Below are 12,509 nucleotides of genomic sequence, written 5' to 3'. Positions count from 1 at the left end.
GAGAAAAGTGCTCACGGCTATCGTCAATACCACCATAGTAAGTATGGATGCTGAGAGACGGATAATAAAAGATGGCGCTATCCTTATAGAGGATGACCGCATCATCGCCGTAGGGACGACTGATGATCTCAGGTACACCGGCGCGGACCGGATAATCGAAGCGAGGGGGAAGGTAGCTATACCTGGCTTGATAAATGCTCATACCCATATGTTTCAGGCTCTCCTGCGAGGGTTGGGCGACGATAAAGACCTGATCGACTTTCTTACTAAGGCTATCTACCCCATAGCCACAGTTTTAACGGCAGAAGACGTCTATGCAGGAGCGCTCCTCAGCTGTGTGGAGGCAATCAAGTCGGGAACTACGTGCATTGTGGATAACCATACAGTGAACACCAGCGAGTCCGTAGTGGACAACATAGCCAAGGCCTATCTACAAACCGGGATGCGAGGCCTCATAGCCCGAGGTCTTCGCTACCACACGCCACGGGCAGAAAAATGGGGTATTCCAAGATTTCTCTACGCTTACTCTTTGGAAGAAGATCTAGACATAATGGAGAGACTGCTGCTCAGGTGGCAGGGAGAGGGTCGAGGAATGGTCAGTGTCTGCCCTGCTCCTGTGACCATCTTTGCCAGTGGACCGCACCTGTTTACGGCCCTTAAATCCCTCTACGATAAATATGGAACCTGTATCCATACCCATGTGGCCGAGAGTCGGTCCGAGGTCGAAGCGACGCTTGAGGATTATGGTATGAGGGAGATCCAATTGCTACATAGCCTGGGGGTACTGGGGCCACGCTTTCACGTGGTACACGGGGTGTGGCTCAGTGACGAGGAGATCGCCCTGCTGGCTGAAAGCGGAGGCAACCTGATTCATTGTCCCGTCAGCAATATGTTCTTAGCCTCTGGGGTGGCCCGCCTGCCCGAGATGTTGCGAGCCGGCATCAACATCGCCCTGGGCAGTGATGGGGCAGCTAATAACAATCAGGATATGTTCGGTGTCATGAAAACGGCCGCTCTTCTGCATAAGGTTCATCACTTGAACCCAACCGTTACCCCCTGTGAACAGGTCTTTGAGATGGCTACCCTTGGGGGAGCCAAAACCTTGGGTATGGAAGCCAAGATAGGCTCGCTTGAACCGGGCAAGAAGGCGGATATCGTCCTTGTGGATCTATGGAAGGCGCATACCCTCCCCATTCACCGGGTTATCTCTGCTCTGGTGTATTGTGCCAATGGCAGTGATGTGGATACAGTGGTCATTGACGGCCGAATAGTGATGGAGGGGAGGAGAGTTTTAACGGTGGACGAAGGAGAGGTGCTCTCCAGATCTGAATCTGTAGCTGAAGACTTGATTCAACGGGCTGCCCTCCAGTAAACAGCGCCCATCTTGACAACAGCCGATAAGGGAAGTATATTGCGGATATATTTAATATCCGTAATATCCGCATATGTAATTTAGAGGAGTGGCCATGAGACCGCAACAGATTTCCGAGTCTACAACTGAAGCCTCTCAGCGAGCGATAGATACGTACGTACTGCTCCGCCGGACCCATGACGCTGTCGCCAGAAGGGTGGAAAAGGAGATGTCGCGCTGGAACATCACCACCATTAAGTATGGTGTCTTGCGACACCTATCGGAGAGCAGAGCCACCTCTCTGACTGAGTTGAGTCAAAAGCTCTTTCGGGGCAATAGTAATACGACCACGCTCATCGACCGCATGGAGCGTGATGGTTTAGTGCGGCGAGTTCCCCATGATGAGGACAGGCGGGTCATTATGGTGGAGATCACCGAGAAAGGACAGGAGCTTCGGGATAAGGTCAAACAGCCTTATAGAGAGTTCCTGACTCGCATGATGGCCTGCTATGAAGGGGAGGAGTTAGAGGTATTAGATCGTCTCCTGAGACGCCTCAAGGAAAGGGTTGAGACCGACGGACTTTCCCGCTAGCACAGTAGTTAAAATGAAAGGTTGTGCTTGGGAGGATCAGGCATGATCGGCTTTGATGCGGCTGTACCCATGTCTATTCTGGCTGCCGCGATGCGTATGTGTGTCCCCATCGCCCTGGCCGCTATCGGTGGTACTTTCTCTGAACGCTCAGGGATAATGAACCTTGGATTAGAAGGAATGATGCTGATGGGCGCCTTTGGCGGGGCGCTGACAACCTTTTATACAGGGAATCCATGGCTGGGGGTCCTAACCGGTATCATCTTCGGCGCTATCTTTGGCTTACTGCACGCTGTACTTTGCATCAATCTTAAAGTAAATCAAGCTCTTAGTGGGATAACCATTCCTCTGCTTGCTTTAGGGTTAACTACTTTCCTATTACAGGTCATCTGGGGTAATAAGGGTCAGTCGGAAATGGTAACAGCCCTACCAACCGTATCCGTTCCCTTGCTGAAGGACATTCCCCTTTTAGGTATATTGTTCGATCGGCAGAATCCTCTTGTTTTTGTCCTCTTTGCTGTCGTCATCCTCGCCCAAATTGTCCTCTTTAAGACCTCTATCGGACTAAAGCTGCGCGCAATCGGGGAGAATCCAGAAGCGGCCGATAGTCTTGGCCTGAATGTGAATAGAACTCGCTATTTCTGTGTTGTTCTGAGCGGCGCTCTGGCTGGTCTGGGAGGGGTATCTCTCTCCTTGGGGCAATTGAACTTCTTCCAACAGAATATGACCGCAGGTAGGGGATGGATCGCTGTGGCAGCCAACATCTTCGGACGGTGGAATCCTCTAGGGGTATTTGTTGCCTCCATAGTATTCACCCTGGCTGATGCCGTGCAACAACATCTGACTCTTGATATCCCTGTCCAGTTACTGCAAATGATCCCCTATGTGTTGACCATCATCGTTATGACCCTAGTCGTTGGCCGGGTTGTGGCCCCGGCTGCTCTGGGGAGGCCATTCGAGAGGGGCGAAAAATAGGGTTGAACAGACTATTTTCTGCATGTGCTGGCTATGAGCAGGGCTTCAAGGCGGCAATGATTCGCTTGCCTGGAAGAGTCTAGAAATGACCGATCTTGAAGTGGTGGGTTATCCGGTCAGACGTATAGATGCCCTGGAGAAGGTAACTGGGGCGGCCAAATTTGGCGGCGATATCTACCTTCCGGGGATGTTGTTTGCCAGGACCTTGCGTAGTCCCTTCCCTCACGCCAGGGTGTTGAGTATTGACACGAGCAAAGTGGCGAATCTCTGGGGGGTGGAGGCTGTGGTCACAGCCGCTGACATCCGGGGCATTAACCGACACGGCCTGGCAATTGCAGATCAGCCGGTATTGGTGGCTATAGGGGAGAAGGCCAGGAGAGTAGGCGACCCAATCGCGTTGGTCGCAGCGCGCTCAGCGGAGATAGCTCAGCGAGCCATTGAACTGATTGAAATGGAGTACCAGGAGTTGGAGGTAATCGCTGAACCTGAGATAGCCCTACAGCCAGGGGCAATGCTGGTGCATGAAGACAAGGGAGGGAATATCTGTAGCGAATACCACTTCAATAAAGGGGATATTGTGCGGGGTTTTGCTCAAGCCGACGTGGTCATCGAGGAAACTTATCGCTGGCCACGTCAGGAGCATGCTTTTCTGGAACCAGAGTCCGGTGTGGCGACGATCAATGCCCGAGGGGAGCTAACAGTTTATACTGGATGCTCTGATCCGGTCTATATCCGGGCTGCCATCGCCAAGGCCTTAGGCTGGCCACAAAGCAAGATTGAGGTGATAGCCATTACGGCGGGGGGGCATTTTGGTGGCCGTTCTGATGTTTCCCTCCAGATCCATCTGGCCCTCTTGGCCTTAAAGACTGGTCAACCAGTCAAGATGGTGTGGACGCGCGAAGAATCAACCTTGATGCACGTCAAGCGTCATCCGGTTCGTCTTAAGTATAAGATGGGCACAACCAAAGAAGGGAAGTTGACGGCTATCGAGGTAGACGTTGTCGCTGATGCGGGAGCTTATGCTTCAGCTTCGCCCTATGTGTTGCAGGTGATGTGTTCCTCCTTCCCAGGACCCTACGACATGCCTCACATCAAGGTGGATGGCCTGGCCGTTTATACCAATAACCCCGTTTCAGGTGCCATGCGCGGCTATGGCGAGCCGCAGGCGATCACGGCCACCGAGTCTCAGATGGAGGCGGTGGCCCAGCGATTGGAGATCGATCCCGTTCAGTTTCGCTTACAGAATGCCTTGCAAGAGGGGGCGATTCCAGGCGTGCCAGGAGTAGTTCTTGATGGGGAAGTGAGCCTGGGTAAGACTATGGAGATGGCCTTGACCGTAGCTGGCCCACGGCCTGAGCCTTCCGCTCCTCAAAAGAAGGTGGGGCGAGGAATCTCTGTGGCTATGCCGACTTGGGATATATCGGGCAAACCGATGGGTCCAATGACTGGGAGCGGTGCCAGCGTTGAAGTTCTTCCTGATGGCACGGCCCTTGTGCGTGTAGGGGTGGGAGAGATAGGAACAGGCATCACTACGGTGGTAGCCCAGATAGTTGCTGAGGAGTTGGGGATCCCCTTGGACTCGATTGCGGTCATAACGGGAAGCACAGCGGCTACCCTTAAAGCTGGACCGCAGGTAGGCTCGAGGTCGGCCTATGTCCTGGGGAACGCGGTAAAGATGGCCGCTGATAAGGTAAAGGCCATCCTGTGTGAGAAGGCGACTGAGAAGTTAGAGATGACCCCGGATATGCTGCAGGTCAAGAAGGGCAGGATCTTCGCTGAAGAGCGGCCGGATTGGGGACTTCCTGTAGCCGAGGTGGCTCAGGCTGCCTATCTTGAAGGGACATGCCTGGTGGCCAACGCCTGGTTCAAAGCCAGCCATGCTATCTCCGGCCATACCTTCATCACGGCCATAGCTGATGTGGAGGTGGACGAGGAGACAGGTGAGACCAATATCTTAAAACTAGTCAACGTCCATGACAGCGGTAAAGCCCTTAATCCAGCTAACGTTGAGGGACAGCTGTTTGGTGGAGCCGTCCAGGGGCTTGGCTACGTCCTGATGGAAGATATGCCGACCAAGGACGGCTTTATCCTCAACCTGACCTTGACCGAATATCTTATCCCCACAGCTACCGACATACCTACCAAGTCCGCGGCTGTAATCATCGAATGTCCTTATCCGACTGGCCCCTATGGGGCTAAGGGGGTAGGGGAGCACAGCACTGACGCGACCCCGGCGGCCATCCTGAACGCTATCTACGATGCAATAGGTATCAGGATCACGAAGCCACCGGCTACGCCGCAGAGAATCCTTCAGACACGACGGGCCAGGGAGATGAATGGGGTTCGGTCAGTCAGCTGGAAATGCCGAGAGGAGGTGGAAGCCAGCAGTTAGCCAGGTTGTCGTTACTAACTCCGATCGATCCACATCGAGGTGTGAATCACTGGATCCTGCGTGTTTCGGACAAATTTTTTCCAAGGAGGACGAGCGGTGAACAAGATTAGCAAAAGGTTAACAGTGGTTATAGCCGCGCTTTTGGCCGTCTCTATTGCCCTTGCCGGTTGTGCCCCAGCGGCGGCCCCTACGCCAACGCCGACCAAACCTCCTGCTCCCCCAACACCCACGGCTGTTGTAGCTGCACCAACACCCACACTGGCCCCAACAGCTACCCCTACAGCGGTACCAAAGAAGGAGGTTAGAGTAGCCGAAGTCTTCTTCGGAGCGCTAGGCGATCGGTCATACAATGACTACGCGATGAAGGGTCTGAAGAGGGCTAAGGAGAAGTTAGGGGTAAACTTCGACTATGTCGAAACCAAGGTTTTCGCCGAGATTGAGGGATATATGCGAGATTTGGCCCGCACCGGTAAGTATGACCTCATCATCTTCGCCGGAAATATCGGTGAGCCGGTGTTGAAGAAGTTATCGGCTGAATTTCCAAACCAGAAGTTCTTGACGATCACGGCGATGGTAGATGCGCCGAACATTGCCTCCTACGATTTCAAGATGGAGGAGGCAGCCTTCTTGCTCGGTGTGGTGGCCGGGCGGATAACTAAGACGAACGTCACGGGCTTCATTGGTGGGGTACAGATCCCCCAGATGAAGAAGTATGGGGGTGGCTTCGAGGCCGGGCTGAGATGGGTCAATCCCAAGGCGCAGCTCCTCACCACCTTCGTTGGTTCGTGGGATGATCCAGTCAAGGGACAGGATCTAGCCTTGGCCCAATACGCCAATAAGGCAGACATAATATTCACCATTGCTGGCGCCAGTGGCCTTGGTGTGATCGAGGCGGGCAAGAAACAGAATAAGTATGTGATCGGTTTCATGGATCAACGGTATCTCGCCCCGGACAACATACTCCTCTGTTACGTCGCCAATATGGATATAGTGGTGTATAACGTTATCGAGCAGGTGGTCAAAGGTACCTTTAAGCCCGGACGGTTCTACCTTGGCCTGAAGGAAAATGGTGTCTGGGTCACCATCGACGATGCCCATCCCCTGGTAACGGCAGCGATCAAGAAAGAGGTGGAGGACCTGAAGCAGAAGGTCGTCTCAGGTGAAATAGTCGTTCCTGATGATCCAGCTGGCGTGGAGGCTTTCCTGAAGAAGCACGGCAAGCTCTAGGAGAGCCTGCGCTGGATAACTTGTTCTTGGAGTATATCCTTTCGGTTGCACCGACCCCACGGCGTGGGGTCGGTGCAACCTGGAAACCCCACAATCTTATAATGGCTTCAGCAGTAATTTAAGGAGGCAAAGCAGGAGTGCGAGCAGTTAAGTTTCTTTACTTGAAGCAGGAGGACGTCATCGCCGCCGGTGGACTAGATATGGCCAGGACGATCGAGGGTGTGGAGAAGGTGTTCTCCATGTTGGATAAGGGCGAGTGTATAGAGCCTGATCCCCCAATGATTATGTTCGGCGGTCAGGCTGGTCGGCGTATCACCATGCATCCAGCCTATATTGGTGGCGATGTCGACGTAGCCGGTTTGAAATGGACTCCCAGTAATCCCGACAATCCTATTAAACTTAAGCTGCCCCGGGCTACAGGCATCGTGATTCTGACTGATCCTAGTACCGGCCACCCTCTGTCCATCATGGATGGAATGATCCTTAGTGCCATGCGCACGGGAGCTGTAACAGGAGTGGGGGCTAAGTACCTGGCTCGCCCGGATTCGGAAGTAATCGGACTGTTAGGCGCTGGGGTCATCTCCCGGACGCAACTTATGGCCCTTAATGAGGTGTTAAAGAACATAAAAGAAGTGAAGGTTTTCGACCTCAATCAGGAAAGGTCCAAGGGGTATGCGGCGGACATGGGGACTAAACTGGGGCTCAACATCAGGGCGGTGAACAGCACTAAGGAGGCGGTGGAGGGCTCGGATGTCGTAGTGGGAGCAACGACCGTTTCCCTTGATCAAAGGTACGTGGAGGCTGATTGGATTAAGGATGGGTCGCTCTATTCCAATATATCGGATAACGATCCCAAATTTGAGGTTATCCTGCGCTCGGATAAGATCGTCATCGATGGCCCACGGCAGTTTACCATCCCAGTGGTTATGGGAGAGATGTACCGCCAGGGCTTAATAAGGAAAGAGGATATCTATGCCACCGTAGGCGAGATCGTGAACAGAAAAAAGCCTGGTTGGGAGAACAACAGAGAAAAGATATTCCTTAGCCCTTTGGGACTGGGGGTTGAGGACCTTATAAATGCCTATAGGGTTTATAAACAGGCTAAAGAAATGGACATTGGGCAATGGTTAGAGCTGTGGAGAGAACCCTATTGGACGTAGACGTCGCTTCCAGCTGTTCCTCTCTTCTCAAAGTTAAGTATACAAGGATAGCGAGTTGTAGCATTTCATCTAAGCGCCTACCGTCAGGTCAAGGAGGTTGTACTTAATGAAGGAACTATTCAAAAGGCTTGTGTCCGCCTCGGGGGCATCCAGTGATGAGGGTGAACTGCGAACCATAATCAAAGAGGAGATTACCCCTTTCGTCGATGATCTGTCTGTCGATAGATTGGGCAATCTCATCGCCTCTAAGAAAGGGCATGGTACAGCCGGCCCTGTGCTGATGTTGACCGCCCATATGGATGAGATCGGATTGATGGTCTCCTCCATCGAACGAAACGGAATTATCCGATTTGAGAAGGTGGGTTGGATCGATGACCGGGTCCTGCCCACCCAGTCGGTGATCATAAAGACAGCGCAGGGAGCAGTACCCGGCGTGATCGGCTTACCGTCCACCCACGCCTGGACAGAGGAAGAAAAGAGACGGGTCACTCCTTTTCATAAGCTGTTCATCGATATCGGTTCCTTTAATAAGGAAGAGACAGAGCAGCAAGGGGTATGTCTTGGCGATATGGTCACCTTCGTTCCCCATTTCATGGAACTGAGGAACGGGATCATCGCCACCAAGTCTGTAGATGATCGTATTGGGCTGACCGTCCTAATTGAGGTTATGAAATGGCTGGCCCACGAGAAACACGAGGTCACAGTTGTAGGAGTAGGACTTGCCCAGCATGAGGTAGGACTGCGGGGAGCCAGGACGGCTGCCTATGCGGTGGATCCGGACGTGGCTATCCATATCGACATTACCGGAAACTTCCCTGATGATGCTGGGCCCCAAATAGAACTCGGTAAGGGCCCTGTAGTTCGCTTGATGGAGGAATATGGCAGTCGTGTTGGTTTCGGGGCCCAAATTGGCTTGTTCTCCAGCAGGCTCATTAGTAGGGCCCTGGTAAGCATCGCTCAGAAGGAGGGCATCCCCTATCAGCTCCAAATTAAGCCGGGGGCGATCGCCGATGGCAGTGTGATCCACACCTCGCGAGAGGGAGTACTCACCTGCCCGGTCCTCATACCGGCCAGATACAATCACTCGGCTAACGAGTTGGTCAAGTGGGACGATGTAGAAAACACAGTAAGATTACTCTCCTCGTTTGTGAAGGAGGTCACCCGGAACCTGGTTGATTCAGTCCATAGATTGGAATAAGTATGAGTGGGAGGAGCAGTATGGCAAAGGTTAAAATCCTGGGTATATGTGGAAGTCCTAGACGAGGTGGGAATACGGAAATACTGGTTAAAGAGGCGCTCAAGGCCGCTGAGGAGATTCCAGGTGTTGAGTCCGAATTTTTAGCTCTGGCAGAGATGAAGATCGAGGGCGGATGTCGGGCCACCTATCCCTGCTGGCGCAAGCCATCGTTAGAGCGTCCGTGTATGTGTTATCGTGAAGATAGGGATGACATCAATAAGATCCTTAAGGCGATGATGCGGGCTGATGGGATCATTATCGGAGCCCCCTCTTATTGGGGAGGGGTGCCGGCTCAGCTGAAGACAGTCTTGGATAAATCTATGGCCATCGAGATGGGCTTTCATCTCCGTAACAAAGTTGGTGGGGCCATCGCCATCGCGGCAGAACGAAATGGGGGTCAAGAGGCAACGATTGATAGCATCCACCGCTGGTTCTACATCCACGACATGATCGTCTGTGGGGTAGGGCCAGCTCGTCCAGCTACCAGCATCGGTGGACATTGGGGTGCTATGGCTACTCAGGGTTTCCCCTACCCTGTTCATTCCGACCAGCCCGGGGAGAAGCAAGCTGTTCTGCAAGATGAGATTGGGCTGAACGCGGTGAGGTGCCTAGGGAAACGTGTTGCGGAGCTGACCAAGATTGTAAGAGCCGGACTGGCCCAATTGCCCGACCAGGAGCTGGCTTGGCCCAGAGGATTCGTCCATTCGGAGGTTTTTGACCGCGCTGAGAGGGAAGCCGCTGAAAGCCTCAGCGGTGAGGAGTAGTGAGGATTACTGGCTGAGGGTCACGATGACTAGTAAGCAAGGCCCGGCCATCGTTGCCTTATCCGGACCCCTTACCATCATTTAAGGAGAATGGATCGATGAATGTCATAGAGATGCGAGGCATCACCAAGAGGTTTGGTCCCGTCGTGGCCAACGATCACATAGATTTGGCCGTGCGCAAAGGGGAGATTCACGCCCTTCTGGGAGAGAATGGGGCCGGAAAGACTACCTTGATGAACATTCTCTATGGCCTCTATCATAAGGATAGTGGCGATATCGTCGTGAATGGGATCAGGTCTGAAATAAGAGATGCCAGTGACGCCATCAGGCTGAAGATCGGTATGGTCCATCAACATTTTATGTTGGTTGCTCCTTTTACGGTGGCAGAGAACCTTGTCCTGGGAACGGATCTTACAGATAAACTCCTTTTTGATTTCGACAAGGCCGTTGAGTACACCGAGAAGGTCTCCAAGCAGTACGGGCTCAGGATTGATCCAAAGGCGAAGGTCGCCAGCCTCTCTGTTGGACTAAGGCAAAGGGTAGAGATACTAAAAGCCCTATACCGGGGAGCCGAAACGCTCATCCTGGATGAGCCTACGGCCGTTCTGACACCCCAAGAGATAGATAACCTTTTTAATGTCTTAAGACAATTCAAAGCAGAGGGTAAAACAATCATCTTTATCACCCACAAGCTAAAAGAGGTTATGGCCATCAGTGATCGCATAACCGTGTTGCGCAGGGGAAAGGTTATTGGCACCGTCGAGAAGAGCAAAACGACGCCTCGGGAGCTGGCCAGGATGATGGTCGGAAGAGATATCCTTTTCGAGGTGCCTAAACGGGAGGCTCAGCAGCCGGTGGAGGCTCTTAGGATAGAGAATTTAGTGGTTTACGATGCTCGGCATCTACCGGCCGTGAATGGGGTCAACCTGTCGCTCTGCCGCGGGGAAATCCTGGGGATCGCCGGTGTTGAGGGCAATGGGCAATCTGAGTTGTGCGAGGCCTTGCGAGGGCTGCGGCGGGCTAGCCGAGGCTGCATACTGTTTTGTGAAAGAGACCTCTGTAATAGGAGTCCGAGGGAAATCAATGCCGCCGGCGTGGCCCATATACCTGAGGACAGACAGGCCCGTGGTCTAATCCCCGATTTCACTGTGCAATATAACCTCATCCTTGGCGTGCACTACAGACTACCCTTCGCTAAGGGCTTTATCCTGGACCACGAAGCCATTCGCTCTTATGCCCAAAGGCTTATCGCTGCATTCGATATAAGAACCCCTAGCGAGCAGGTTCAAGCCAAGTACTTGTCGGGAGGTAATCAGCAGAAATTGGTCGTGGCCAGGGAATTCGGTAAGGACCCAGAAGTAGTTATCGCTGTTCAGCCAACAAGAGGGCTGGACATCGGAGCCACCGAATACGTCCATCAAAAACTGGTGGAGGTCAGAGACCAGGGCAGGGTGGTACTGTTGATCTCCACAGATTTGGATGAGATCATCGCCCTAAGCGACCGTATCGCTGTCATCTATGAGGGTAAGATCATGGATGTCAGAAAGACTCGAGAATTTGCCCGAGAAGAGATAGGCTTACTGATGATGGGCAAGAAGGCAGCTGAGATCGGACGAACGGAGCCCGTGGCTGTGGAAGAAACGGGTATGGTCTCCTGGCAAAACAGAGGTGAATAGGTTGAAATCTGCCTTTGGAAAATGGTTGGTCGGTAACGGAAGGTTTAACCAGATACTCTTCTCAGCGTTTGCAGCCGTCTTCTCTCTGTTAATCGGTGCGATCGTGATCTTTCTCGCTGGCTACTCGCCGATCGCTGCTTATGCGGCGATGTTTCATGGGGCCTTTGGTGGGTCTTATTACCTGAGCCAAACGTTGGCTAAGACTACACCCCTTATCTTCACTGGACTGGCCTTCTCCTTCGCCGCCAAGGCCCGTCAGTTCAACATTGGTTTGGAAGGGCAGCTGTACGTGGGTGCCCTCACCTCTGCGTTGGCCGGGATATACATCACCGGCTTGCCCATTTTTATTCATCTCCCCTTGGCCCTGGCTGCGGGGGCTCTGGCTGGGGGGATGTGGAGCCTTATCCCTGGCATATTAAAGATAAAGACGGGGGCAAATGAGATCATCATTACAGTGATGTTGAACTTTATCGCTATCCTCCTCACCGGCTATCTGGTGAGCTATCCCTTTTTATCGCCGGGTGAGACGAACTTCCCCCAAACTGCCGTTGTGGCTGTCAGTGCTCAATTACCCAATCTGTTACCACCGAGTCAGCTATCGGCAGCAATCTTTCTCGCCCTCCTTTGCGCGGTAGTGATCTATTTTGTCCTGGAGAAGACGGTTTTAGGCTATGAATTGAAAGCCTCCGGTCTCTCGCCACTGGCCGCAGAGGATGCAGGCATAAGCATGGCTAGAAACATCTTTCTGGCTATGCTTGTCAGCGGAGCCATAGCTGGTCTTGGTGGCGCGGGCGAGGTTCTTGGCCTGCATAAGCGTTTCATCTCTGATTTCTCACCGGGATACGGCTGGACAGGCATCGCTGTGGGTATCTTGGGCCGCCACAATTCGTTTGGCATAGTTGTCGCCGCCTTCGTCTTTGGAGCATTAATGCAGGGGGGCATGGTGATGATGAGAGTGACCCACATTCCTTTAGAGCTATATCTGGTTATCCAGGCCGTAATTATCATCACAGCTGCCGCGCCAGAATTAGGTCGCTGGCTACTAATCCTGCGTAGAACGGCAGTGAGATTCGTTTCCCCCATCGCCCCGGTCGAAAGCAAGATAGAACTAGAGAAGGTGGACTGAGCCGGAGGAAGA

10 protein-coding genes are annotated in these 12,509 nt (G+C 52.9%); all 10 read left to right on the top strand.

What is annotated here, in order from left to right; all coding sequences use genetic code 11:
- Positions 1-7: 7 nt before the first annotated feature.
- The 10 genes from M1136_01445 (at position 8) to M1136_01400 (ending at position 12,497) form a co-directional block, all read left to right on the top strand.
- On the top strand, positions 8-1,372 hold the full coding sequence (locus tag M1136_01445) for an amidohydrolase (protein ID MCL5074304.1): 1,365 nt from the start codon (positions 8-10) through the stop codon (positions 1,370-1,372).
- A gap of 94 nt (positions 1,373-1,466) precedes the next feature.
- On the top strand, positions 1,467-1,943 hold the full coding sequence (locus tag M1136_01440; GenBank protein ID MCL5074303.1) for a MarR family transcriptional regulator: 477 nt from the start codon (positions 1,467-1,469) through the stop codon (positions 1,941-1,943).
- A 42-nt stretch (positions 1,944-1,985) separates the two neighbouring features.
- Positions 1,986-2,915: an ABC transporter permease gene (locus M1136_01435; GenBank protein ID MCL5074302.1), complete on the top strand. Its 930-nt coding sequence runs from the start codon at positions 1,986-1,988 to the stop codon at positions 2,913-2,915.
- Positions 2,916-3,000: 85 nt separating this feature from the next.
- Complete coding sequence (locus M1136_01430) at positions 3,001-5,307, top strand: xanthine dehydrogenase family protein molybdopterin-binding subunit (protein ID MCL5074301.1); 2,307 nt, start codon at positions 3,001-3,003, stop codon at positions 5,305-5,307.
- Positions 5,308-5,403: 96 nt separating this feature from the next.
- The gene (locus M1136_01425; protein MCL5074300.1) at positions 5,404-6,534 is read left to right on the top strand and encodes a BMP family ABC transporter substrate-binding protein; all 1,131 of its coding nucleotides are present in this window, start codon (positions 5,404-5,406) and stop codon (positions 6,532-6,534) included.
- Between the two features lie 137 nt (positions 6,535-6,671).
- On the top strand, positions 6,672-7,694 hold the full coding sequence (locus tag M1136_01420) for an ornithine cyclodeaminase family protein (GenBank protein MCL5074299.1): 1,023 nt from the start codon (positions 6,672-6,674) through the stop codon (positions 7,692-7,694).
- Positions 7,695-7,800: 106 nt separating this feature from the next.
- Positions 7,801-8,892 (top strand): M20/M25/M40 family metallo-hydrolase, encoded by a 1,092-nt coding sequence (locus M1136_01415; GenBank protein MCL5074298.1) that lies wholly within the window; start codon positions 7,801-7,803, stop codon positions 8,890-8,892.
- A gap of 20 nt (positions 8,893-8,912) precedes the next feature.
- Positions 8,913-9,695, top strand: coding sequence for a flavodoxin family protein (locus M1136_01410; GenBank protein ID MCL5074297.1), 783 nt, complete (start codon positions 8,913-8,915; stop codon positions 9,693-9,695).
- 98 nt (positions 9,696-9,793) lie between these two features.
- Positions 9,794-11,371 carry an ABC transporter ATP-binding protein gene (locus M1136_01405; GenBank protein ID MCL5074296.1) on the top strand — a complete coding sequence of 526 codons (1,578 nt, stop codon included), beginning with the start codon at positions 9,794-9,796 and terminating at the stop codon, positions 11,369-11,371.
- Between the two features lies 1 nt (position 11,372).
- Positions 11,373-12,497 (top strand): ABC transporter permease, encoded by a 1,125-nt coding sequence (locus M1136_01400; protein ID MCL5074295.1) that lies wholly within the window; start codon positions 11,373-11,375, stop codon positions 12,495-12,497.
- Positions 12,498-12,509 lie beyond the last annotated feature (12 nt).

The organism is Chloroflexota bacterium (genome assembly GCA_023475225.1).
Classification (GTDB): Bacteria; Chloroflexota; UBA6077; order FW602-bin22; family JAMCVK01; genus JAMCVK01.
Note: the sequence above shows the minus strand (reverse complement) of the source record. Positions and strands in the feature narration are given on the sequence as shown.